Here is a 24,470-nt window from a genome sequence, read left to right as displayed (position 1 = left end):
GCCGTCACCGCATGAATTCGGCGATGGCGTCGTTCAGCTGCGCCGCCGCCTGAGGGTCCGCTTCCGAGGCCATCATGTGCCCGCTCGTGCAGGGCAGCCGCAGCAAGGTCGCTTGCGGAATGTGCTCCGCGGCCCAGACGCCCGCTTCAACGGGATTGTAGAGATCGAGCGCGGGCACGCAGACGAGCGTGGGTGCCGCAATCGCGGCCAGCGCCTTTGCGGTGTCGCCATCGAAGCCGGGGGTGGTGCCGACATCGTGGGTATCGTAGGCATGCGACTGCGCAATCCAGTCGAGCGGATCGGCGCGCTGCGTCGCCCACCATGCGGCGCGCGCATCGAGCCAGGCGTATGTGCCGCCCGCTTTCGCGGCGTCATCGGCGAAGCGTTCGGGCGTACGCATGGCGATGATCTGCATCACCGCGAGCCACGCGCTCCAGTCTCCGTTCGACTTAGAAAGCGCGCTGCGTCCCGCATGATTGATCGCCTGCGACCAGGGCGTGGTCTTCGCCATCGGCGTTAGCGCGACGAGCTTGCGCATGGAGCGCGGAAACGTCACGCCCCACTGCAACGCCTGCATGCCGCCCATCGACGCGCCGACCACGGCGGCCACTTCATCGATGCCGAGATGATCGAGCAGCGCCTTCTGGCTCTTCACCATGTCGCGGATGGTGAAGCGCGGAAAGCGCTCGCCGCCCTGGCTCAACGCATTGGAAGGCGAACTCGACAAGCCATTGCCGAGCGCATCCACGACGATGATGTTCACGCTTTGCGGGTCGAAGGCACGCGCCTCGCCGATCAGAAAGTCCAGCCGATGATGCGTGCTGCCGATCGCGCACAAGCCCAATACCACGGGCCGTGCGCGGTCGCCGATATCGCCGTGCACGACGTAGGACACGAGCAGATCGTCTATATGTTCGCCCGATTCCAGCGCGAAGCGCCCGAGCGTCGCGCTGCGATGCGGCGCGTCGATCCAGCCGGGTTGCATGTCGGGATGACGCATGACGTTCGCTCAGAATTCGATGACCGCGCGCAGCTCCGCGCCGGTGGCGAGCCTTTGCAAGCCGTCGTTGATATCGGCAAGCGCGATATGCGACGTCACGTACTCGTCGAGTTTCAGCGAGCCGTCGAGATACGCTTTGGCGAGCATCCGAAAGTCGCTGGCCGGGTTCGCGCCGCCGTAGCTCGAACGTACGATCTGTTTCTCGCCCATGAGGCTCGCCCAACGAAACGATGCCTCTTCTTCCGCCGGCAGCTTGCCGAGCCACACGACATGCGCGCCGGGCCTTGCAAGCTCCACGCTTGTTCGCAGCGATGCGCGATTGCCCGCAGCCTCGAATACGTAATCCGCGCCGCGTCCCTGGGTCAGATCGGCATGCGCGGCAGCGAGGTTGTCGTCGGCTGAAAGCGCGTGAGTGGCGCCGACCGCGCGCGCAAGATCGAGCTTGTCCGACGCGCGATCCACCGCGATGATGCGCGCCGCGCCCGCGAGCCGCGCGCCCTGCACCGCCGACAAACCGACCGCGCCGCAGCCGATTACCGTCACGGTACTGCCCGGCTCGACCTTCGCGACATTCAGCGCCGCGCCCACGCCCGTCATCACGCCACAGCCGATGAGACACGCGCGGTCGAACGGCATCTCGTGGGGCACCTTCACCGCACACTCTTCCGACACCACGCACAACTCCGCGAAGCTGCCCGAATACATCAACTGATGCACGGGCGCGCCATCGTCGCGAAAGAGGCGAGGCGCGCCATCGAAATGGAACGACTGCGCCGCGTGATCGCGATACGGCTGGCAGAGAATCGAAAGCTTGCGCGCACAGTAAAAGCACGCGCCGCAATGAGGATTCCACGACGTGACGACATGGTCGCCCACCTTCACGCCGCGCACTGCGTTGCCCGCCCATTCGACGATACCCGCCGCTTCGTGTCCCGGCACGAACGGAAGCGGCGTGCGTAAGTCGCCGCGCACCGCTTCGAGATCGGTATGGCACAGGCTCGTCGCCTTCACGCGCACGATCACATCCGTGTCGGCCAGATTGCCGAGCGTGACGCGCCTGATCTGCAAGGGCTCGCCTTTACGCTCCAAGACCGCTGCTTCGAATTTCGTGTTCGTCATGCGTCTAGCGTCGTCCGGTTGCGGTTTGTCCCGCGCCCTTGTAGAGAATGTTCAGGTTGCGCTCGCCGATCTGCTGATGCAGCGCGACGAACGCCGGGTCCAGTTCCTCGGTCGGACGCGGCTCGTGCTCGAAGGTGTTGTACGTATCGATGCCGCGCACGAGCGTGGCGCTGTCCTCGCCTTCGAGCTGGCGCACGTAAGTCGGGATATAGCGGATGGCATAGCCGATGCGCCGCTTGTCCGAATGGTTGGGCGGCGAGCCATGCACGATTCGCACATGATGAAGCGACATCTCGCCCGGCGCGAGTTCGATCGATACCGCCTGCGCTTCATCCACTTCCACCGCGACTTCCTGCCCGCGTGTGAGCAGATTGTGCTCGTTGAAGGTATCGCGATGCGGCATCTGGTCGAGCAGATGCGTGCCCGGCACGACCTGCATCGCACCGTTCGAACGGTTGCTCTCCGAAAGCGCGACCCACGCGGTCACGACATCGGGCTTGGACAACCCCCAATACGTCGAGTCCTGATGCCACGACACGTAAGCCGGGTCGCGCGCGTTCTTGATGAAGAAGCTGCTTGCCCAGACCAGCAGATTCTCGCCGTAGAGATCGTCGATTGCATCGACTACCTTGTCGTTGCGCACGAGATCGTTGAGCCACGGAAACAGCAGATGGCTCTTTACGTTGAGCGCCTTCTTCGCGAACGAACTTTTCTCGTGCTCGAAGTCCTCCAGGCGCTTGCGCAGTTCGAGCGCGGTCTCTTCGGACATCACGCGAATGGGCGCGACATAGCCGTGTTGCTGGAAATGTTCAACCTGTTGCGGGGTCAATGCCTTCAGCATGATGCGAGTCTCCTTTTTTCCGTGATTCAAGCAACCTGCATGCGCACCGGTGTTTCCAGCGCGCCGCGCCCGGAGGTAAAGCCGCCTGAGCGCAATACGCGGCCGTCTATCGCGCGTGCATCAGTGACGCCTGCGAGGGCCATCGTCATATCGAGTTCATCGCGGATGATTTCGAGCGCACGTGTCACGCCCGCTTCACCTTCCGCGCCGAGTCCATACAGAAATGCGCGGCCTATGTACACGCCGCGCGCGCCGCAAGCGAGCGCTTTCAACACGTCTTGTCCCGAGCGGATGCCACCGTCCATGTGCAGTTCGATATCGCCATGCACGGCTTCTGCGATACGCGGCAGCATGGAAATGCTCGAAGGCGCGCCGTCCAGTTGACGCCCGCCATGATTCGAAACGATGAGCGCGTCCGCGCCGATATCGCGGGCAATGCGCGCGTCTTCCTCGTCGAGGATGCCCTTCAGGATGATCTTGCCGCCCCACTGCTTGCGCACCCAGTCGATGTCCTGCCACGTGAGCGTCGGGTCGAACTGCCGCGCGGCCCAGTCGGCCATCGACGCGATGCCCGTCACGCCCGGCGCATGTCCGACGATATTGCCGAAGGTGCGGCGCGGCGTGCCCAGCATGCCCGCACACCAGCGCGGATAGCGCGACAGATGCGCGAGGTTGCGCAGCGTGAGCTTTGGCGGCGCGGACAGACCGTTCCGTTTGTCCTTGTGGCGCTGGCCTTGAATCTGCAAGTCGAGCGTGAGGACGAGCGCGGAACACCCGGCAATTTTCGCGCGATAAATCAGGTCCGCAATGAAACCGCGGTCCTTCATCATGTAGAGCTGAAACCAAAAAGGCTTCTGCGTATGCGCGGCGACGTCCTCGATCGAGCAGATGCTGACCGTCGATAACGTGAACGGCACACCGAAGCGCGCGGCCGCGCGCGCCGCGAGAATCTCGCCATCCGCGCGTTGCATGCCGGCGATGCCGGTCGGTGCAATGGCGACCGGCATCGAAACGGGGATACCAGCCATCGTCGTCGTGAGATTGCGCTCGCTGAAATCCACGGCGACACGCTGCCGGAACTGCAGTTGCGCGAAGTCGTCACTGTTCGCGCGATACGTCGATTCGGTCCACGAACCGGCATCGACATAGTCGTAGAACATGCGCGGCACGCGCTTCCTGGCGGCGATGCGCAGTTCCTCGATAGTCGCGTAATGTCGCATGATTTTTCGCCGTTACGCGAGTTCGGGTTGAAGCTGCAATTGAGGCTTGGGCGGTCTTACGAACACCGCGACGAAGATCGCGCCGAGCGCGGCGATCGCGCCGGTCAGCAAGAACGCGCTCTTGAAGTTGCCGGACCATTGCACGAGAAAACCCGTCAAGGCCGGCGCGACGATCCCCGCCAGATTGGCGATGAAGTGCACGAAACCGCCGACCGCGCCGACGCGCCGCTTTTCCACGGTATCGAGCACGATCGCGAAGTAGGTGTTGTACGACGCGTACATGAAGAAGACGGCGATGGCCATCAACGTGACCGCGCTCGTCAGGTCCGTCACCGTGCCTGTCACGCCGATGCACACCGCGCCCGCGCCCAGGCTCGTGATCAGCACGATCTTGCGCGCGAAGATGGCGCGGCCGGTCTTCTTGTAGATCCAGTCGCAGACCAGGCCGCCGACCACGAGGCCCGTCGCGCCGACCGCCCACGGAATCACGCTCACCACGGCCATCTTCTGAATGCTGAGGTGATGCGCCATCGTCAGATAGCTCGGGAACCACGACAGGAAGAAGTACAGGATGTAGGCGTAGCCGAAGAAGGCGAACGCTGTCGAAAGGATCGCTGGGCGCAGCAGGTAAGTGGACAGCGGCGCGGGGGAGCCATCGGCGGCGAGGGCCGCGTCGTCTTGCGCGAGGGCTTCGGCGGATTCCTCGATGGGCGTCGACGGCTTGTCCTTCGCCAGCAGCAACCACGCGAGCACCCAGAGCGTGCCGACCGCGCCGATGATCACGAACGACGTGCGCCAGCTCGTCGCCAGCGCGAGAAAGCCGACCACGGGCCCCGCGATCGCCGCGCCGACCGACTGTCCGGAATTCGCGATACCGATCATGCTCGCCTGCTGCCTGCGCGGAAACCAGTTCGACACGAGCTTGTTGATGTTGGCGCAGAGCGGCCCTTCACCCATGCCAAAGACAATGCGCACGAGCAACAGACTGACGATGCCGACCGCCGTTGCCGTCAATCCGCAAAAGAGCGACCAGACGAGCATGGAGACGGCGAGCACGGCTTTCGGTCCCCATCGATCCGCCGAATAGCCGCCGACGAAACAGAAGATCGCGTAGCCCACAAAAAAGCTGGAGAACACGATGCCGAGTTGCGCGGGATCGAGGTTGAGCTCGCGGGAAATGAGCGGCGCGGTGATCGATAACGCCGCCCGGTCGAGATAACTGATCGCTCCACCTACGAACAACAGACTTACGAGAGTCCAGCGCGCACGCGTCTCCATCGATGTCTCCTGGTGAGGGCCTCGGTTTGCGCTGAAAACGTTCAGTGCATCCAATGTACATTCAGCGTAGTTGAGACAAGCGGGGCGTGTCAATGAAGGAGTTGCAGGGGTAAACCTTTACGGCTTCGATCGGTGGAGGCGGAACGCTTCGCGTCGAACGGCCATCATCGGCGCCCTAAAGCTCCCCGCGCCCCCGCCGTTAACCGTTGTGATGGATGGCTTTTCGCCACTCCGGCCTTTGCCGATCCGCGCATCGCACCGACATGGACCAACTGACTGAGGTGTACACGCTGCCCCGCTTGCGGGCAGCCAAGTGGTTACTGCACGCGGGGCCGGACATCCCCCGCGCGATTCGCGTCGCCCTGGTCGGCAGTCTGTTCGGCACGCTGCCCATTTTCGCGGGCGGCGTGCTCAACACGATTCTCGTCGCCTGGGTGCTCACGCGCCGTCATCCGACCATCGCGTTTCATGTGTGGCTCGCGCTCGAAATCGCCGTGTGTTTCGTGCGGCTCGTCGTGCTCGTCCTTGCACGCCGCCGCGCGCGCGAACGGCGCGCCACGTTCACCGATCTCTACGTGCTGCTCGCGCCCATGTGGGGCGCGACGGTCGGCTACGGCGCCCTCGTGAGCGTGCTCTCCGGCGACTGGGTCGCGGCCACGCTCTCGTTTTTGTCGGCGGCCGCGATGGTCGGCGGCATCTGTTTTCGCAACTTCGGCGCGCCGCGTCTGGTCGCCGTGATGATCTTCCTGTCGCTCGGGCCGTGCTGCGTGGGCGCACTCCTGTCGGGCGAGCCGACGCTCTGGGTCACGTGCCTGCAGATTCCGTTTTATCTCTTCGCGATGAGCGCCGCCGCGTACCGCCTGAACGGAATGCTCGTCACGACGATGAAGGCCGAGCAGGAAAACGACCGCCGCGCGCGATACGACGAGCTCACCGGCCTGCTCAATCGCGCCGGTCTGTTCCGGGCGTTGCGCTCGCGCGTGCCAGGCAAGCGTTATCAGAACGATGAAAGCGCGTTGCTCTATCTCGATCTCGACGGCTTCAAGGCGATCAACGACGATCACGGCCACGAAATTGGCGACACGCTGCTCTCGCTCGTCGCAAAACGCTTGCGCCTGGTATCGGGCGAAGGCGCGCTGGTCGCGCGCCTGGGCGGCGACGAATTCGTGATCGTGACGCCTCCCGAAGCCGACCCGCCGGCACTCGCCGACACGCTCGTGCGCGAACTGTCGAAGCCATTCATGGCGAACGACGGGATGGCGCTTGGGATCGGCGTGAGTATCGGCATTGCGAAGTTCAGCGACGACGACCGCGAACTCGACGGTGTGTTGCGCGACGCCGACAACGCGCTCTACGAAGCCAAGCGCGCGGGCAAGAATCGTTGGGTGGCGGCAGAACGCTGGTTCAAGGCGGCGCGGCCATCCGGCATTCGTCCGGCGGCGCGGACTGCATGAGCCCGAAGCCGGAAGCCGGAAGCCGGAAGCCGGAAGCCGGAAGCCGGAAGCCGGAAGCCGGAAGCCAAAATTTACCGGCTTCTGACGAAGGCAAGTAAATCGGTATTCGAAGTTCGCTGTTTTTACCGCTGAAGCTACAAAGAATATTGTTTTTCAATCGGTCCGGCGTTTAAAAGGCATGCATGACTCGCATCCGAAAGGCGGGTTTCGCCGTATCGACTCCTAATCGATTCAGCTTCGCCTTACAAACGAAGTCAAAATTTCCTCTCCTCGCAAACGTTTGCGCAGGATTTTGTGTTTCAATACCAAAATAAAATATCGGCTGCGCTTTTCGATATTTCCGCGATTACAATTCGCGATCCGTCGATTGGAACAAGAGCTATGCACTCGCAATTCGAGGCTTCGACTCCGAACATGAAATCAAAGGCGGAACATAACCGTCAGGCGCACTTTCAGCGCTGGTTCGCTATTTTTGCAAGTCTCGCCCATTCCCGGCTGCCGCTTCCCGCTTATCTGCAAAGAGTCACGGATACCTTGAGGGAAGTTGCCGGCGTGGCGTCTGCGGTTGTCGAGTGGATCGAAGGCGATCAGCTCGTCTATTGCGCGGCGAGCGGAGTCGCCGCGAAAAGCGTCGGCACGCGTCTGCCGACCGCGGGCAGTCTTTCGGGCTTGTGCATCACGCGGCAGCAAGCGCTCATCAGCCGCAATACGGCGAATGATCATCGCGTGGATCGTGCTGCATGCGAAGCCGTCGGCGCTGTCTCCATGGTGGTCGCGCCGGTCATTTACGAAGGCCGGTCGGTCGCGGTGCTGAAACTCATTTCAAGCGAACCCGATTACTTCAGCCAAAGCGATATCTCCATTCTCAACGCGTTTTGCGCGTGCATTGCGGAAACCTTTGCACGCGAGGAAATCGCGCAGGAGAACCGCAAACTCCTGCAAGAGAATCAAAGCGTAAATGCGGACCTGACGGTCGAATTGTCGTTACGTATCGAATACGAAAAAAAGCTTGCCGATGCCATGCGTCGTCGCCGCACCGTGCTCGACAACGCGCATATTGCGTTCGTCGCCATGGACGAAGCCGGCATGGTCGTGGACTGGAACGAGGCCGCAACCAGCCTCTTCGGCTGGCGCGCGCAAGAGGCGCTCGACCGCGAACTCGCGCAGCTCATCGTGCCGGAGCGTTATCGCGATGCGCATCGCGCCGGTCTCACGCGCTATCTCGCCACCGGCGAGGCGCGCATGATGAACACGCGCGTGGAACTGCATGCGCTGCGCCGCGACGGCAGCGAATTCGCCGCCGAGCTGACCATCAGCGAAGTGTGGTTCGACGGGCAGCGGCAGTTCGCGTGCTTCATCCACGACATCACGGATCGCCGCCGCGCGACGGAAGCGGACGAACGCCTGCGGCTCCTCATCCATTCGGTGAGCGACTACGCCATCTGCATGCTCGACCACGACGGCATCATCCGTTCGTGGAACGACGGCGCGCGCGCGCTCTACGGCTTCACCGCGCAAGAAGCGATCGGCCGGCATTTCGCGCTCTTCTATCTGTCGGACGAACAGGGCCGCGACCGTCCTGGCGACGACTTGCGTCTCGCGGCGGAACGCGGCCGCACGGAACACGAGGACTGGCGCACGCGCAAGGATGGCTCGGAGTTCTGGGCGCACGTCATTCTGAGCGCGCTGCCCGCCGCCGATGGCCGCGAAAAAGGCTTCGTCGCCATCACGCGCGACATGACCGCGCGCAGGCGTTTGGAAGAACTCGAGGCGTCGAGCCGCCGCATGAACGAGTTTCTCGCGTTGCTCGGCCATGAACTGCGCAATCCGCTCGCGCCCATTCGCAACGCGGTGAGCATTCTCAAACTGAAGGCTTCCGACGATGCCGATGTCATTCGCAGCCGCCATATCGTCGACCGGCAGCTCGCGCATCTGACCAAGCTGGTGGACGATCTGCTCGAAGCGGGCCGCGTGAGTTCCGGCAAGATCCGGCTCGCGACCGAGACCGTGGATATCGCCGATGTCGTGCACCTGAGCGTCGAAGCGAGCCAGCCGCTTTTCGAGGCGCGCGGGCAGCGGCTCGATGTGGACGACAGTGGCCAGCGCCTCTTCGTCAATGGCGACCCGACGCGGCTCGTGCAAGCGCTCAATAACCTGCTCAACAACGCGGCGAAATTCAGTCCGCCCGAGTCGACCATCCGGCTGGAAATCGGTCCACGCGGCGGCGCGGCGCTTCTGCGCGTGACGGATCAGGGTCGCGGCATTTCCGCCGATGCGCTCGCCTCCGTGTTCGATCTTTTCGTGCAGGAGCATGCGCCGGGCGCGCATCCGGATGAAGGCGGGCTTGGCATCGGCCTCACGCTGGTTCGAGCGATCGCCGAACTGCATGGCGGCCACGTCGAGGCGAAGAGCGGCGGCACTGGCAAGGGCAGCGCGTTCAGTTTGTGGCTGCCGCTCGCGCAACCGCCCACGCAGGGCATCATGCCGCCTTCCGCGCCGAATGCGGTGGCGAGCCGTCAGCTCGACGTGCTCGTTGTCGACGACAATCGCGACTCGGCCGACAGCATGACCTTGCTCGTCGATATGCTCGGTCACGCGGCGCGCGCGGCGTATGACGGCCCGGAAGCGCTGGCATCGTTCGGGACGACGCGTCCGCAAGTCGTGCTGCTCGATCTATCGATGCCGGGCATGACGGGCTTCGACGTCATTCGTCAGATGCGCGATGAAGGCAAGCGTGTGATCGTCGCCGCAATGACGGGTCTTGGTTCCGACGAAGACATGGCGCGCACGCGGGCGGCCGGGTTCGACGCGCATTTGGTCAAGCCGGTGGATTTGCCTGAGCTGGAGCGCGTGTTGGCGATGGCGGGGAAGTGAGGGTGTGCGGGCGGTTGGCGGTTGGCGGTTGGCGGTTGGCGGTTGGCGGTTGGCGGTTGGCGGTTGGCGGTTGGCATCCTGCGGGCCTATGCCAAGCGTTGAGCCGTCGGCGTCAAGTCGCGACCGCCTGCGCCGCCTCGCGGACCACTTTTTCCGCTGATCCACGCGCTGCAGACAAGCGCAACGTGCGCGCTCAATCAATCGGCGCGACAATGCGTCATCGCTGACCCGCGCGCACTCATCGCCATGACTTCTTTCGCAACGCTTACGAATCTCTGGCAACTCGCCGGCCTTCCCGACGATGCCCTCCACCTCGTCGATCTACCCGGACACGACCCGGTGTTCCCGTCATCCTTCGCCGTGGGCGAAGCGGCGCAATCGACCATCGCGGCGGCAGCGCTCGCGGCCTCCGAGCTGGCTCATGCGCGCGGCGTCGACCGCCAGCGCGTGAGCGTCGACATGACGCACGCGGCCGTCGAATGCACCGACTGGTTCACGGTCGATGGCGCCGAACCCGAGACCTGGGGCGAGTTCTCGGGCCTCTACCGCACGGCCGATGGCTACGTGCGCATACACGCAAACTTCGAGCATCATCAGGATGGCGCGTTGCGCGTGCTGGGTCTCGACCCGCACAGCGCCACGCGCGCCGATGCCGAACGCGCGCTGCTCGAATGGCGCGCGAACGATTACGAAACCGCGTGCGCCGAACGCGGCCTCGTCGTGACGATGCTGCGCAGCTTCGAAGAATGGGATGCGACGCCGCAAGCCAAAGCCATCGCCGCGCAGCCGTTGCTGAAGATCACGCGTATCGGCGACGCTGCGCCTCTCGCGCTGCCCGCGCTCGACAATGACGCGCGCCCGCTGACCGATATCCGCGTGCTGGACGTCACGCGCATCCTTGCCGGTCCCACGGGCGGTCGAGCGCTCGCCTCGTTCGGCGCGGACGTGATGCTCGTGAATTCGCCGCATCTGCCGAACATTCCCGCTATCGCCGAGACGAGTCGCGGCAAGCGCTCCGCGCATCTCGACCTGCGCACGGAAGACGGTCGCGCGACGCTGTGGCGGCTGATCGATGACGCGCATGTCTTCTCGCAAGGCTATCGGCCGGGCGGGATCGCCGAGCTTGGCTTCGGGCCCGAGGCGCTGGTGGCGCGGCGGCCGGGCATCGTGTACGTGTCCTTGTCGGCTTATGGCACGGAAGGTCCGTGGGCGGATCGGCGTGGCTTCGATTCGCTCGTGCAGACCGCGATAGGCTTCAACGCCGCCGAAGGCGAAGCGCAGGGCGATGGCAAACCGCGAGCGCTGCCCATGCAGATGCTCGACATGGCGAGCGGCTTTCTGATGGCGTTCGGCGCGGCCGCCGCGCTATGGAAGCAACAAACGGAAGGCGGTAGCTGGCACGTGGAGGTTTCGCTCGCACAGACGGGACACTGGCTGCGCGGGCTTGGACGTATCGACGGAGGGTTGAAGACGGCGCGGCCGGACATCGCCGCATACACCGAGGAAAGCAAATCGGGTTTCGGCATGCTGCGCGCGGTCACGCCGAGCGCGCGCTTCGAGCGCACGCCGGCGGGTTACGCGAGGCCATCGGTGCCGCCGGGAACGGATGAGGCGAAGTGGTGAGTTCGTGGCATGGGCGGCGATTTCAAACGCGACATGCAGAACTTCGCATCAACTCAAGTAACCAAGATGCTCCGCAAGGATCACACTGCCCACGCCGATTAGAATCAGCCCGCCCAAGATCTCCGCGCGCTTGCCGATAGTCGCGCCGACCAGCCGTCCGACCATCACGCCGATGGTCACCATGAGCATGGTTGCGAAGCCGATGGTCGCGGCGGTCGAGAAGATATCGACATCGATGAACGCGAGGCCCGCGCCGACCGCCATCGCGTCGATGCTGGTGGCAAAGCCCGTGACGGCGAGGACCCAGAAGGAATGTGAATTGGGCTTCTCTTCTTCGTGAGCCGATTTGCTTAAGCCTTCGCGGATCATGCGCGCGCCGAGCACGAAAAGCAGGCCGAAAGCGATCCAGTGGTCCCACGCGGTGACGTATTGCGCGGCGGCGCGGCCGAGCGCCCACCCGACGAGCGGTGTGAGCGCCTCGATTACGCCGAAGATGACTCCCGCCTTGAGCGCCTCGCCGATGCGCGGTTTATGCAGGCTCGCGCCTTTGCCCACGGCGGCGGCGAAGGCGTCGGTGGACATGGCGAAAGCAAGGAATACGGTGGAAGCGAGGTTCATCGAGTAGCGCTCTGGTCTGGTCGGGCAAGCACAAGGACAGAAGGCGCGCCCGACCGGAAGCGCATTCTGTCGATGGTCTTGCCAACCTGTGACGGCTGCCCATGCCACGGTCGAAAGACCGAGCGTGTTGACATGGACGCTTTCCCGGGCGGGAAAGCCGGCTACTCCCCAACGAAGAAATGCGAGCTTAACACGACAGATCACCCGATCCGGACCATTGGGTTAAAGTGGGTTGCAACGCCGCATCTCTAACGCCCAGGAGGCACCATGGAGGCAGGACACATCACCCAGTCAGAGGCCCGCGCGGCCGTCGAGCGTCTTTACGCCGCCTTCGCGCAAAAGGACGTGAACTTGCTGCGCCAAGCCGTGACGTCGGACTGGGAATATCTGCCTGAGCCGGCCGGCTTCGAGGCCGGTCCCGACCAGATGATTCCCATCTTCGCGGAGATGGCGGCTGCGCTGCCTGACATGCGCATCGAGATTCTAGACATGCTCACGCAGGACAATCGCGTCGGCGTGCGCGCGGAGGTGAGCGGTACGCAGTCCGGTCCGTTGATGGGCATCGCGGCGACATCGAAGCCGGTTCGATTTGCCATTCACTCGTTCCATGAGATACGCGATGACCGTGTGTCGAAGACGTGGCATCTGGAAGACTGGTTGAGCGTGTTTCGGCAAATTGGCGAAGTGCCGCGCGGTATTGGATCGGGTGCGTAATTCGAGAACGCGCGAAGTCGATTGAAACGAGAAAAGTCTGAAGCGTACGTCGTTTATCTTTCTTTCCAACACGTCGTGCGCGGCGCGTCGCGAATTTTCAATTTTCAAATGCGCCGCGCATTGCCCGCTGACTATTCAGCTTTAATTTTTCCGACCAAATAAATCTCGCAACACGCTTCCTTCTGAAGCCTGAATCGCTTTTGCCATTAAGATTACATCCTCCGCTCTTCGATTATCTCGCAAAGATAAGCGCGGCTCGTGAAAGTGACGCGATTAAGTCTTGATTATCCCGTCTGTCACCGTCTATATTTCTCGACGCACCGCTCCATTCCCATCGGCAAAAGGCGCGGCCCCGCTTGCGCTTCGCGTTATCAGCATCGCGCTATTCTCCTGTCTTCGCGTTCGCGAATGAATTTAATTTTCTGCGACATAAGCGAGCACACGTCATCGGCTTGGTTTGGATTATGCAAATCGCTCATCGCTTAATTAGTTTTTGCAGAAACACAAAACCTGTTTTGCCTGCGATCTTTTCAGCAAGTCTGTTATTAACCGCTTGCGGTGGTTCGGACAGCGCTAACGTGCCATCGAGCGTCGATAATTCACGCTATCGTCATCACGCCGCGTCCGCCGCCATAAATCCCGTCGCCAGCGATTTATTCTACGGAATGAACGGTCACAACAGTTATGGCGATGTCTATTATCTCGCTGGCGCCGCCAGACAATTAGCGCAGCTTCAGGATCTCGGCATCAAACTGTATCGCAACGAGGTGTATAGCAAATCAACCGCCATGCGTCTCGCCAATGTAGCCAACGCGCTGGCCGCCGGTGGGGTGACGGTGTACCCGGTGATCTTGATGGGCATCGATTTCGCCGATGAAGACTCCGCGTATCAATCGGCCTATGCGCTCGCGCGCGACGTCGTGAGTGTGCAGCGTTACGCCTACTACGAAGTCACCAACGAACTCGGCTCGGCAACGGTCGCCGGATGGGTGGACGGCGTGCGGCCCACGGACTTCGACAACCAAAAGTTCCAGATTGCGCGTGGCGTCATCCGAGGCATGATCGCCGGCATCAAGTCGATGGACCCGTCGGGCAAGATCGTCATGGGCGGCAATGCGTGGATGCAATACGGCTTCGTGACGATGCTCGCGAACGGCACACAGCCGGACGGTTCGGGCGGGCATCCCATCGTGACGTGGGATATCACGGCATGGCACTGGTACTCTGACCAGGGCAACATCGAGCACGCGTGCGGCGGCACGGGTTGCTACAACGTCATCGGCGCGCTTGCCCGGTTCGGCAAGCCGGTATGGATCAATGAAATGGGCGTGCGGCCCGACTTCGGCACCGATCAGCAAGCGGCCGCCTTCCTCGCCAACGACATGCTCGGCGGCCTGAGAGCGATCGCGGTGCGCTACGACATCGAATCCTTGCAGATCTACCAGCTCTACGACGATCCGCCAGGCGGCGAGGGACCTTACGGCGTGATCCTCGACGACGGCCAGACGCCCAAGCCCGCCTACGCCGCCGTAAAGCAATTCATCGCCACCAATCCGCGTCCATGACAGGCATCACCGCAAACCGAACACGCCCACGCCGTTGCGCGTCCCCACATAGACCTTGCCGTTCGCGATCATCGGCGTAATGAACTTGTTGCCCTGCCCGAACTGATCGCGCGCGCCCGCCGCCTGGTTGCTGTTGTAAAGCTCGCGCGCGAGATTGCTGGCGTCGTAGGCGTGCAGCACGGCGATGGTGCCATTCTCCACCGCCCAAACGATGCCGTTCGCCGCGCCGTTCGCAGACACGCTCGGCGTGGCGCCCGGCGAGCCGAAACTGTTCGCGGTCTGGCTCGTCGGCGTCGTGGACAAGGCGGCGTTCGCGATGCCGAACGCCTTGATGCTGTCGCCAATCGAGCCGAAATAAACGGTGTTGTTGAAGTACGCGGGCATGGCGAACATCGGGCCGCGAATCTGCCCGACGATCTCCTGATAGACGTGATCCGCATTCGAATCGAACTTGCCCATCGCGTCGCGGTTGACCACGTAGATCGTCGATGTCTTGCCCGCGCCGAGCGCGAGATGATGCGTCGTGCCGCCCGCATCGACGAGATCGGGCAATACGAGCGCGCCGCCCGAACCCAGATCTTCATCGGCCGCCGATTCGTTCACCGTGTTCGACGGCTGGAAATAATCAGTGACGGCGAGGGCGGGCGAAGTCCCGAGTTTCAGAAAGCCGTTGCCGAAATTGCCATGAATCGGCATGCCGTTGCCGTCGAGCGTGGCGTCGAAAGTGCCGTTGGCATCGAGGAAATAGATCGACGTGCCGTCCGACGCGAGGCCCGCGCCGCTCATCCAGATCGCGCCCATCTGGCCGTTCGGCGTGAGATTGAGCACGTTTGCCTGCTGCAGCGTGCTGGCGTTATAGCCGATCACCCAACCGGTGTACGGCATGATGTCGCAATGCGATGTCCACGCGGTATAGACCACGCCGTTTTGCAGCAACAGCGAAGCGCGCTCGGCGTACTGGCCGGGATCGAAGCTCACGCGGCCATTCGCGCTGCCCGCGCCCGTGCCGGGATACGACGCGGCGATTTCGGTCGGACCGTTGAAAAGTTCCGCACCTGTCGTGATGTCGAGCGCATGAATGCGCTGGTGATACTTGCCCGACGTGTCTTTCGACATGCCGACCAGGTAGATCGCGCCATTCGGGCCGCGCGTGCGGTCGATGACCGGCGTCGCCGTAATGCCGATAGTCGGCGTGATCTGGCCGCAGCCATGGTCGTCGCTCGGTGTTTCGCCTGCGCCTAACGTCGACGATTTCCACAGGATCGCGCCGGTGTCGGCGTCGAACGCGTAGACACTGGCGTTTTCGGTGGCGACGTAGAGCACATTGTGCGTGCCGCCCGCGATTGCCACGCTCGTCAGGAAGAGCGGTTCCGCGTCCACGGGTCCGTCCGCCGCAAGCACGTTGAGCTTGCCGAAGGTCGTCGAATTGACGTTCGCGGGCGTGAGCTTCGTTTCCGCGAGTTGCTGGCCGGTGCGGCCGATGTCGTTGTGATAGGTCGCAACGTCCATCGGATGGGCGACAGGGGCAACGACGGTGCCCCCGCCCGCTCCGCCCGAAGACCCCGAAGACCCCGAAGCGCCGGATGCGCCCGATGCGCCTGAAGGGCTCGAAGCGCCCGCAGGACTCGACGCGCCTGACGGAGTCGACGCCGCTGACGGACTTGAAGCCGTCGAAGGATTCGACGCCGGCGCGCTGCTGCCTGCCGCCGGAGTCGAACTGGAACCGCCTCCGCCGCTGCATCCGCCAATGATGGCCGACACGATTACTGCGCTACACAGCCACGGCAACGCGCCGGCACGGCTCGAGCGATCCCCTTTCATACATCCTCCCTTCTGGAAGAACGGCGTAATCAGTCGGTTTTGCCCTGCATTGGAGCAATTTGGATTCCACTTCCATCACATGCGGCCTATGCCCTTCAGCTTGCACGCAAACCACACTTTTGGAAATATTGAAAGCAACTTGTTGCACTGCGTCACAACATGCTAATATAGGGTTATTACCTAGTTAGTTACCCTAGGTCGTTCATTTTTAAGGGAGTTTAGCCATGGCCGTCATCGCCGTTACCTCAAGTTCGTTTGTTTTCGCCATTGCCAAGACCGTGCGCGCCGCTTTTCTGGACGCGCTCAAGACACGCGCAAAAGTCAGCAAGCTCATGGCCGATGCCTATCGGCGCGCGGCTTGAGTCGCTCCACACGCGGCGGCGATCATGCTGTCGCGCAGGTTGAAAAAGGAACGGCGGGCAATTGCCCGCCGTTCCTTTTTTTTGCTTACCGTTTGCGCTACTGCAGCGTGTAGGCAATCACGTAGTCGCCGGCTTTCGTGCCGAGCGAACCGTGGCCGCCAGCCGTGACCAGCACGTATTGCTTGCCGCTGGCATCGGCGTAACTCATCGGCGTCGCCTGGCCGCCTGCGGGCAGACGCGCTTCCCACAGTTTGTGGCCATCGCGCACGTCGTAGGCGCGCACGTACTGGTCGAGCGTACCGGTGAGGAACGCCACGCCGCCTGCCGTGACCATCGTTCCGCCGAGGCTTGGCACGCCGAGCGGCATCGGAATGGGCAGCGGCGCGCTATCGCGGATCGTGCCGTTCTTGTGCTGCCACGCAATCCCGCCCGTGCGCAGATCCACGCCCGCCACGTAACCCCACGGCGGCGCCTGACACGGAATGCCGAGCGGCGAAAGAAACGCGCTGATTTCATAGGCGAACGGCGTGCCGCGCGCCTGCTTGATACCGCTCGTCTCGCTGCCCTTCTTTTCCCCTTGCTGCGCGTCGAGCTTCTCGCGCGGAATCAGTTTCGACACGAACGCCATGTAGTCCGGATTCGCGATGAGGATCTGCCGCACCGGATCGACCGACACGCCGCCCCAGTCGAACACGCCGAAGTTACCCGGAAACACGAGCGTGCCCTGCTCGGACGGCGGCGTGAACGGGCCTTCGTAACGCAGACTCTTGAACTTGATACGGCACCAGAGCTGATCGAACGGCGTCGTGCCCCACATGTCGGCCTCGCGCACGCGCGGCGGATTGAAGTTGAGCGCGGAAACCGCCTGCGTCGGCGCGGTGTGGTCGCCACGCGCAGCGCCTTGCGGCACCGGCGTCTCGGTAATGGGCACGATCGGCTTGCCGGTCTCGCGGTTCAGCACGTAAATGCTGCCCTGTTTCGTCGATGCAATCACCGCCGGTTGCGTGCCCTCCGCCGTCTGCAAATCGACGAGCGTCGGTTGACCGCCCACATCCATGTCCCACAGATCGTGGTGCGTGAACTGGTAGTTCCAGCGCAGCTTGCCCGTGAACGCATCCAGCGCGACCAGGCCTGCCGCGAAGCGCTCGGCTTGCGGCGTGCGCTGTCCGCCCCACTGATCGGGCGTTTGGTTGCCCATCGGCAGATAGATGAGCCCGCGCTTTTCGTCGACGCTGAACATCGACCACATGTTGGGCGAGTTGCGCACGTAGGTGCCGCCCGGCGCGATGGGTTCGGTGGCGTCCGGATTACCCGAGTCCCAGTTCCAGACCAGATGGCCGTCGTTCACGTCGAACGCGCGGATCACGCCAGAAGGTTCGTTGTTCGATTCGTTGTCCGTCACGTGACCGCCGACGATTACCAGATTGCGCACCACAGCGGGTGGCGAGGTGGAGTAATAGCCGCCGGGCGTGAACGGTCCGATGTTCAAACGCAGATCGATCGCGCCGTTCTTGCCGAAGTTCGTGCAGGGCTTGCCGGTATCGGCGTCGAGCGCAAAGAGCCGGGCGTCGGCGGTCGGCAGAAAGAGACGGCGCGAGCACTCTCCGGTGGCGGCGGTTTGAGCAACGGCTACGGGTGCGGCCGGTGCGCCGGGCGCGGATGCTTCGGCGGGCGCGGAGGCGCTGGCCGAAGCGGTGGCGTCGGAAGCCGTCGTATCCGTCGAAGCCGCGGGCGCGGATGCGCTCGCGTCGAGCGCTGGCGCGGAAGCGGAAGCGGAAGCGGAAGCAGCCGCATCGGCGGCGGAGGGCGGACCCACGTGCATTGCCGCATCGTAATAAGCGACGCCCCGGCAAGTCATGTGCTCCCAGTGTTTGAAGCCGATGGGACTTTGAATCTGCGGATCGAAGCGCCAGCGTTCCGCACCCGTCGCGGCATCGAGCGCGATCACCTTGCTATGCGGCGTGCACAGAAAAATGGTGTTGCCGACCTTGATCGGCGTGTTCTCGTCCGTCGTCTCCGTGGGATCGTCGGGGCCGGGCATGTCGCCGGTACGAAACGTCCACGCCACTTTCAGCTGATGCGCGTTCTCGGGCGTGATCTGCGCGATCGGCACATACCGTTGCGCCAGCGGCGAGCCGCCGTAATCGGTCCAGTCGCTTGCCGCGCGTCCGGTGCCGGCGTTCAGATCGGCCTGATTCGGATCGGCGGCTACGTTGACATCGATACGTCCCGGACGGTCATGGAAGTCCTGAAAGTACGTGCCTGCACCGAGCAACAGCGTGAGGATGACGGCAGCGGCCAGCGGCACGCGGGCGGCGCGTGCAGTCGAAGGCGGCCCGAACAGCGCGCCGCGATGCACGAACGGAATTAGCAGCCACAGTGCGAGCAGCAGCCAAATCCAGAGACGCGGCATGAGTTGCCAGAAATCGAACTTGACTTCGAAGACGGCCCAGATCGTCGAGGCAAACAGGAAAATTGCAAACAGCAAGAGCGCGGAGCGCCGCCGTATCAACAGCAAAAGGCCGGTCAGTACGATGGCCGCGCCCGCGATTACGTAGTACCACGATCCTTGCAAGGTCACGAGGTAAGCACCACCGGCCGCAAGCACCGCGCCGATGATGATGAACCCGACGGCCGTGACGAACGTGAGCGGATGAAGTCTTCCGGTGCCAGCCATACTGCTACCCTCCGTGATGATGAATGGCGGAACACAGCCGTCCTGCGGCCGTGGTTCGGACATGGTGAACCGGGGGAGGGTAGCAATTCGCGTGCCGTGACGACACGTCGCAATGGCTCAAGCCAGAGCGCGCGGCCAGCGTCCGAGATGAACGTCGGCCATGGGGAGATCGGCGAGTAATGCAGCTTTCAGATCGCTTCGTTCGGAGAAGCGCGGCGCGTCGAGCCACGCGAGGAACTCGTCGCACCACACGCCCCACGCGTTCTCGTCGAAATCGAAGTCTTCGTCGATACGCCCGTTATCGCGCAGGTACGCGCCCATCACTTGCTTGCCGTTCCAGTAAGCCACGGCCACGTCGTTGAAATCAGCGGTCATGCCGCGCGGCAGGTCGCGCAACAACATGGCGACATGCGCTTTGAACGAGGCAAAATCGGTCGGTCTCATCGCGTGCTCCGCTTCAAGGATGTCATCGTGCCCGATATCGCGTGCCCGCCTCAGCCGAACACGCGCTTGTTCAGATCCTTCTCGAAGGCAACGGTCCAGTGGGAGCCATGCCCGATGCGATATTCGCGTTCCTTCGAAGTGGATCGCCGCACGATCGTTACATAGCCCTGCAATGGATAGACGTCGTCGACGACATCCGACGCGCCTGCTTCGGTCACGAGGAAATCGCCCTCGGTGAAACGGTGGCGCGCGAGAATCGCAAGAAACTCCGCTTTCTCGTCCGGTGCGATCACTGACATGGCGGCCCTCCGGGACTGAACGCTGCTTCATTCAAGGTAGCACACGCGCGCGGGAACGTCGGGCAAAACGCGCGCGGAGTGTGGGGCGCAGCCCTTTATCGAACGAGGCCGATACTAATGAACATTCGTGTGATTTCGCTATGCGCGATGGCGTTGATGCTTCGCGCTGTCGCGGCTAGCAGCGCCGAAGCCGCGCCATGCGGCACACTCGAAGGCGCGGCGGGCAGCTCATTCGCGCTGCGCGAAGGCGAAAGCGTGAATCTGAAACGCGGCGACGAGACGATACACGGCGCGCTGCACGTCTATCGAGACGATGCGGTGTATCGCGTGTACTGGCAGCCCGATGGACGTCCCGAGCAGTACGTGCTCTCGAATGCGGGAGAGAACAGCGTGCGGCTCGTTGCGACGCCGCCGCGCGGTTCGAAGGTGGATGCGGGACCGGGCACGCTGCCTTCGCAGAGCGTGCTCTCGTGTCCCGCTTTATGACTAGCGCGCCAGCACCTTGCCGATGGAGTCCGCCACCACCTGCACGTTGCTGTCGTTCAGGCCCGCGACGCACATGCGGCCGGAGCGCAAGATATATACGCCGAACTCCTCGCGCAGACGGTCCACTTGCTCCGCCTGCAAGCCGGTGTACGTGAACATGCCGCGTTGCTTGATATAACGCGCAAGCGCCTCGCCGCGTACATGCTCGCGCAGGCCGTCGTGAATCGCGTGCCGCATACGCGCGATGCGCTGACACATCGCCGCCAGTTCCTCGCGCCACGATTGCGCGAGTTCCGGCGTGTTCAGCACCTTGGTCACGATCTTCGCGCCGTGCGTCGGCGGATTACTGTAGTTCGCGCGCACCGCGCTCGTCAATTGACCGAGCACGCGATCGGCTTCGGCGGCATCGTCGCACACGACATGCAGACCGCCACAGCGCTCGCCGTACAGCGAGAAATTCTTCGAGAACGAGTTGGCGACGAACGCCGGCACGCCGCGCCGCGCAATCTCGCGCACCGCGAAGGCATCGGCGTCGAGCCCTGCGCCGAAGCCCTGATACGCCATGTCGACGAAGGGCAGCAAGTCGCGCTTTTGCAGTACGTCGATGACCTTCACCCACTGCGCTTCGTCTAGATCGACGCCTGTCGGGTTATGACAGCACGCATGCAGCAGCACGACGCTCTTTGCAGGCAGCTTGTCGATGGCGTCCAGCATGGCATCGAACAACAGCCCGCCGGTTGCTTCGTCGTAGTAGGGATATGTGTTCACTTCGAAGCCCGCGCGCTCGAAGATGAAACGGTGGTTCTCCCACGTCGGATCGCTTACCCACACCTTCGTGTCCGGAAAGTAACGACGGATGAAATCCGCGCCCACTTTCAACGCGCCCGAACCACCGAGCGTCTGCACGCTCGCAATGCGTCCGTCGGCACGCGGTGCGCTCTCGGCGCCAAAAACGAGCGTCTGCACGGCATCGCGATAATGCGCGAAACCGGCCATCGGCAGATACGGCTTCGGGCCGAGTTCCTGCAAGAGCGAAAGCTCGGCTTCGCGCACGGCTTGCATCACGGGAAGGCGGCCGGCATCGTCGAAATAGATGCCGATACTCAGATTGACCTTGTCGGTGCGCGGGTCCTTCTGAAAGTTTTCGTTCAGCGTGAGAATCGGGTCGCCGGGGTAGGCATCGATATGTTCGAACATGGTGGTGGTTTCAGGACTTCGGGACGGGAGTTCAGCGAGTCGGCGCGCGGCGCGATTGGCCCGCGCTGCCGTTCCTTTTTCCGAGATAGTAGCCGATTCCGAGAACGGCCAGCCAGATCGGGATCAGCCAGACGGAGAGCCGCAAGCCCGGCGTCTCGAACATCACCCAGACTATGCCCGCGACGAATGCAAGACACAGATAGTTCGTGAGCGGATAGCCGAGGCTCGGGAACGCCGTCACCGAGCCGCTCGCGCGCTTCCTAGCGCGGAACTTCAGATGGATGATGCTGATCATCGCCCAGTTGATGACGAGCGCGGATACCGCGAGACCCATCAGCAATTCGAAGGCGCGTCCCGGAATGAAGTAATTGATGAGCACGCAAGCCGCCGTGACGAGCGCCGACACGCCGAGCGCAACGAGCGGAATGCCGCGCGCGCTCACCCGCAACAGGGCGCGCGGCGCATTGCCTTGCTGCGCGAGACCGTAAAGCATGCGGCTGTTGGCATAGACGCCGCTGTTATAGACCGAGAGCGCGGCCGTCAGCACGATCACATTGAGCACGTTCGCGACGAGGCCGCTGTTCATCTCGCGGAAGATCAACACGAACGGACTGCCGCCCGTCACGACCTTGTCCCACGGATACAGCGAAAGCAGCACGCCAAGCGCGCCGATATAGAAGATGAGAATGCGATAGATGACCTGATTGGTCGCGCGCGGAATGCTGCGCGACGGGTCTTCCGCTTCCGCTGCCGTGATGCCGACGAGTTCGAGCCCGCCGAACGAAAACATGATGACGGCCATGGACATGACGAGCCCGCTCACGCCATAGGGAAAAAAGCCGCCGAGCTTCCACAGGTTGGTGACGCTCGCTTGCGGCCCCGCGTGACCCGAGATCAGCAGATACGCGCCAAACAGGATCATGCCGACGATGGCCGCGACCTTCACGATGGCGAACCAAAACTCCATCTCGCCGTATGACTTCACGCTCGTCAGATTGATGGCGTTGACGAGCGCGAAGCACACGAGCGCCGACACCCACGCGGGCAGCATCGGCCACCAATACTGCATGTAGATGCCGATGGCCGACAGCTCCGCCATGCTCACGAGAATGTAGACCGCCCAATAGTTCCAGCCGGAGATGAAGCCCGCCGCGTTGCCCCAATAACGTGCAGCGAAATGGCTGAACGAGCCGGCCACCGGTTCATCGACGACCATCTCGCCCAACTGCCGCATGATGAAAAACGCCGCCAGCCCGGCGATGGCATAGCCGAGCAGCACGGACGGCCCCGCGAGCCGGATGGTCTGCGCGACACCCAAAAAGAGCCCGGTGCCAATTGCGCCGCCAAGCGCGATCAACTGGATATGCCGGCTCTTGAGTCCTCGGCGGAGTGTCGTCTGCGATGCCTGTACTGCCTGTTCTGTCTGTGAAGTGCCTGAAGCCATGTCGATGCCTGCCTGAACTGCGCGAAAACCCCTAGGGTTCTTTTGAGCCGCAAAGCGGCCCACTGTTGTTTTTTTGTCCGAATGACACGCAAACGTTGCTTTTATCGTTTTGGCCAGCGAAGCGGACGAAACGCGATTCTACCGCCTGGCCGCCGCAGAGCCTTATCGGGCGGACCTTGCTCGCCGTTCCCGGCAACTTTAGGCCTACCGCGCAAACGATTTGAGGCCGGAATCAGGGCTTGTTCGGAGGATTGATTCGGCACCCGCGACCGCAAAATTCATCTCATGCACTCAACGGGGAAGTCGACATGTTTCAGACGATGGAAGGCAACGCGGCACCGCATCGCGTAATCGGTTCGAAAGCGGATTCGGAAGCGGAACTCTTGAGCACGCTGCAGGCGGCGTCGGAAAACATCATGCGCCTCGCGGGCAAGCTGCTCGCCGGACGCGACGCCTCGGCGCAAGACGCGGTCTCCATCACCGAACAGAAAGAACTGGCGCAACTGACCATCGGCCGATTGCTCGCGCTACCGGCATCGAAAATTTAAGCACCAAAGAGAAGCGCGGCGGCTCCATGTGGAAGCCGTCCGCGATCAGGGAATTAGACGCGCAAGCCCAAAGAATCTGGAAGAGAACATGAACTACCTGACGATCATCGCAACTGTGTGGGCGATTTGCGCGATCTGCGCGGTGCTGTTCATCCGCGGCTCGGCGGCGCAGCAAATGAAGCCGGCGCGCGTGCGTCGTGACCAACGCACGCTTGCCGAGCGCATCAAGGATTTCAGCCACACGGCCTGAAGTAGCGCGGTCCCGAAGTACCGCGTCCGAATACGGCAGGCCGTTGTCGCCCGACAAACGGCCGCTGCCGATAAATTATTTGATTGCCGCCACCGCCGCGCGCAAGCCGAGCAGATAGCTGTCCACGCCGAAGCCGGAAATCTGACCCTTCGCGACTTCCGCGAATACCGACTTGTGACGGAACTCCTCGCGTGCATGCACATGCGACATGTGCACTTCGACGATAGGCACGGTGAGAATGGCGAGTGCATCCCGAATACCGTAGCTGTAATGCGTCCACGCGCCCGCGTTGATGATGATTGCATCCACCTTGTCTTCGAACGCCTTATGGATGCGCGCGCACATCTCCCCTTCGATATTGGTCTGGTAACTTTCCACCTCGACGCCCAGTTCCTTGCCGAGCGCTTGCAACTGTTCGTCGATCTGCGCGAGCGTGGCCGTGCCGTACTGCTTTGGGTCGCGCTTGCCGAACATGTTGAGATTGACGCCATGCAGCGTGAGGATCTTTGCCATAACGAATTCCTTTCGGTGGATGAATGAAGCGTGGAAAGCTCGAACCTCGCTTTCGACGATGCGCAGATTCTGCAACCCGCGGCGCGCACTGACAATAGCCATGCGTCGCGCGTTGCGCGCTAA

At 62.7% G+C, this 24,470-nt stretch carries 23 protein-coding genes and 1 riboswitch; of the genes, 10 read left to right on the top strand and 13 right to left on the bottom strand.

Annotation, left to right across the window (positions count from 1 at the left end; translation table 11 throughout):
• Positions 1-4 precede the first annotated feature (4 nt).
• Genes NCT04_RS28470 through NCT04_RS28450 form a run of 5 tightly spaced genes read right to left on the bottom strand, consistent with a single transcriptional unit; the run spans position 5 to position 5,458 of the window.
• The gene (locus NCT04_RS28470; RefSeq protein WP_250469188.1) at positions 5-1,000 is read right to left on the bottom strand and encodes an alpha/beta fold hydrolase; all 996 of its coding nucleotides are present in this window, start codon (positions 998-1,000) and stop codon (positions 5-7) included.
• A gap of 9 nt (positions 1,001-1,009) precedes the next feature.
• Positions 1,010-2,119 carry a Zn-dependent alcohol dehydrogenase gene (locus NCT04_RS28465; RefSeq protein WP_250469187.1) on the bottom strand — a complete coding sequence of 370 codons (1,110 nt, stop codon included), beginning with the start codon at positions 2,117-2,119 and terminating at the stop codon, positions 1,010-1,012.
• Positions 2,120-2,123: 4 nt separating this feature from the next.
• A complete protein-coding gene (locus NCT04_RS28460) occupies positions 2,124-2,960 on the bottom strand; it encodes a phytanoyl-CoA dioxygenase family protein (protein WP_244830965.1) in 837 nt (278 codons plus the stop codon).
• Between the two features lie 26 nt (positions 2,961-2,986).
• Entirely contained in the window at positions 2,987-4,180 is a 1,194-nt protein-coding gene (locus NCT04_RS28455; protein WP_250469186.1) for an alpha-hydroxy acid oxidase, read from the bottom strand.
• 12 nt (positions 4,181-4,192) lie between these two features.
• Positions 4,193-5,458, bottom strand: coding sequence for an MFS transporter (locus tag NCT04_RS28450; protein WP_250469185.1), 1,266 nt, complete (start codon positions 5,456-5,458; stop codon positions 4,193-4,195).
• Between the two features lie 263 nt (positions 5,459-5,721).
• Between NCT04_RS28450 and NCT04_RS28445 the strand changes: the two genes are divergently transcribed.
• The 3 genes from NCT04_RS28445 to NCT04_RS28435 all read left to right on the top strand — a co-directional run bounded on the left by NCT04_RS28445 (position 5,722) and on the right by NCT04_RS28435 (position 11,409).
• Positions 5,722-6,912, top strand: a complete 1,191-nt coding sequence (locus tag NCT04_RS28445) for a GGDEF domain-containing protein (RefSeq protein ID WP_250469184.1) — start codon at positions 5,722-5,724, stop codon at positions 6,910-6,912.
• A gap of 414 nt (positions 6,913-7,326) precedes the next feature.
• Positions 7,327-9,786 (top strand): hybrid sensor histidine kinase/response regulator, encoded by a 2,460-nt coding sequence (locus tag NCT04_RS28440; protein WP_250469183.1) that lies wholly within the window; start codon positions 7,327-7,329, stop codon positions 9,784-9,786.
• Between the two features lie 246 nt (positions 9,787-10,032).
• Positions 10,033-11,409, top strand: coding sequence for a CoA transferase (locus NCT04_RS28435; RefSeq protein WP_250469182.1), 1,377 nt, complete (start codon positions 10,033-10,035; stop codon positions 11,407-11,409).
• A 48-nt stretch (positions 11,410-11,457) separates the two neighbouring features.
• Here the strand turns inward: NCT04_RS28435 and mntP are convergent, their stop codons facing one another.
• Positions 11,458-12,027: a manganese efflux pump MntP gene (gene mntP / locus NCT04_RS28430; protein WP_250469181.1), complete on the bottom strand. Its 570-nt coding sequence runs from the start codon at positions 12,025-12,027 to the stop codon at positions 11,458-11,460.
• 14 nt (positions 12,028-12,041) lie between these two features.
• Positions 12,042-12,209: riboswitch (yybP-ykoY riboswitch) on the bottom strand.
• Positions 12,210-12,294: 85 nt separating this feature from the next.
• Between mntP and NCT04_RS28425 the strand changes: the two genes are divergently transcribed.
• Together NCT04_RS28425 and NCT04_RS28420 are read left to right on the top strand one after the other, a co-directional pair.
• Positions 12,295-12,741: an ester cyclase gene (locus NCT04_RS28425; protein WP_250469180.1), complete on the top strand. Its 447-nt coding sequence runs from the start codon at positions 12,295-12,297 to the stop codon at positions 12,739-12,741.
• Between the two features lie 356 nt (positions 12,742-13,097).
• A complete protein-coding gene (locus NCT04_RS28420) occupies positions 13,098-14,306 on the top strand; it encodes a glycoside hydrolase family protein (RefSeq protein WP_250469179.1) in 1,209 nt (402 codons plus the stop codon).
• A gap of 6 nt (positions 14,307-14,312) precedes the next feature.
• Here the strand turns inward: NCT04_RS28420 and NCT04_RS28415 are convergent, their stop codons facing one another.
• On the bottom strand, positions 14,313-15,815 hold the full coding sequence (locus NCT04_RS28415) for a PQQ-binding-like beta-propeller repeat protein (RefSeq protein WP_250469178.1): 1,503 nt from the start codon (positions 15,813-15,815) through the stop codon (positions 14,313-14,315).
• Between the two features lie 83 nt (positions 15,816-15,898).
• Between NCT04_RS28415 and NCT04_RS28410 the strand changes: the two genes are divergently transcribed.
• Both NCT04_RS28410 and NCT04_RS28405 read left to right on the top strand, forming a co-directional pair.
• The gene (locus NCT04_RS28410; protein ID WP_250469176.1) at positions 15,899-16,057 is read left to right on the top strand and encodes a hypothetical protein; all 159 of its coding nucleotides are present in this window, start codon (positions 15,899-15,901) and stop codon (positions 16,055-16,057) included.
• Positions 16,058-16,351: 294 nt separating this feature from the next.
• Positions 16,352-16,489, top strand: a complete 138-nt coding sequence (locus NCT04_RS28405; protein WP_244830975.1) for a hypothetical protein — start codon at positions 16,352-16,354, stop codon at positions 16,487-16,489.
• Between the two features lie 97 nt (positions 16,490-16,586).
• Here NCT04_RS28405 and NCT04_RS28400 read toward each other — a convergent pair whose 3' ends face one another.
• From NCT04_RS28400 to NCT04_RS28390, 3 genes are all read right to left on the bottom strand, one after another.
• Positions 16,587-19,166 carry a glucose/quinate/shikimate family membrane-bound PQQ-dependent dehydrogenase gene (locus tag NCT04_RS28400; protein ID WP_250469174.1) on the bottom strand — a complete coding sequence of 860 codons (2,580 nt, stop codon included), beginning with the start codon at positions 19,164-19,166 and terminating at the stop codon, positions 16,587-16,589.
• A gap of 117 nt (positions 19,167-19,283) precedes the next feature.
• A complete protein-coding gene (locus tag NCT04_RS28395; RefSeq protein WP_244830977.1) occupies positions 19,284-19,610 on the bottom strand; it encodes a hypothetical protein in 327 nt (108 codons plus the stop codon).
• Positions 19,611-19,660: 50 nt separating this feature from the next.
• A complete protein-coding gene (locus NCT04_RS28390) occupies positions 19,661-19,909 on the bottom strand; it encodes a hypothetical protein (RefSeq protein ID WP_244830978.1) in 249 nt (82 codons plus the stop codon).
• Between the two features lie 117 nt (positions 19,910-20,026).
• Between NCT04_RS28390 and NCT04_RS28385 the strand changes: the two genes are divergently transcribed.
• Complete coding sequence (locus NCT04_RS28385; protein WP_250469173.1) at positions 20,027-20,395, top strand: hypothetical protein; 369 nt, start codon at positions 20,027-20,029, stop codon at positions 20,393-20,395.
• On the opposite strand, the gene NCT04_RS28380 is transcribed toward NCT04_RS28385, so the two are convergent.
• Positions 20,396-21,592 carry an amino acid aminotransferase gene (locus NCT04_RS28380; RefSeq protein WP_250469171.1) on the bottom strand — a complete coding sequence of 399 codons (1,197 nt, stop codon included), beginning with the start codon at positions 21,590-21,592 and terminating at the stop codon, positions 20,396-20,398.
• Between the two features lie 31 nt (positions 21,593-21,623).
• On the bottom strand, positions 21,624-23,036 hold the full coding sequence (locus NCT04_RS28375; protein WP_250469169.1) for an amino acid permease: 1,413 nt from the start codon (positions 23,034-23,036) through the stop codon (positions 21,624-21,626).
• Between the two features lie 308 nt (positions 23,037-23,344).
• Between NCT04_RS28375 and NCT04_RS28370 the strand changes: the two genes are divergently transcribed.
• A complete protein-coding gene (locus tag NCT04_RS28370) occupies positions 23,345-23,584 on the top strand; it encodes a hypothetical protein (RefSeq protein ID WP_250469167.1) in 240 nt (79 codons plus the stop codon).
• 88 nt (positions 23,585-23,672) lie between these two features.
• On the top strand, positions 23,673-23,834 hold the full coding sequence (locus NCT04_RS28365; protein WP_250469165.1) for a hypothetical protein: 162 nt from the start codon (positions 23,673-23,675) through the stop codon (positions 23,832-23,834).
• Positions 23,835-23,909: 75 nt separating this feature from the next.
• Here the strand turns inward: NCT04_RS28365 and aroQ are convergent, their stop codons facing one another.
• Positions 23,910-24,347 (bottom strand): type II 3-dehydroquinate dehydratase, encoded by a 438-nt coding sequence (gene aroQ, locus NCT04_RS28360; protein WP_244830984.1) that lies wholly within the window; start codon positions 24,345-24,347, stop codon positions 23,910-23,912.
• Positions 24,348-24,470 lie beyond the last annotated feature (123 nt).

The sequence above is a fragment of the Caballeronia sp. GAFFF2 genome, from assembly GCF_023631485.1.
Classification (GTDB): Bacteria; Pseudomonadota; Gammaproteobacteria; order Burkholderiales; family Burkholderiaceae; genus Caballeronia.
Note: the sequence above shows the minus strand (reverse complement) of the source record. Positions and strands in the feature narration are given on the sequence as shown.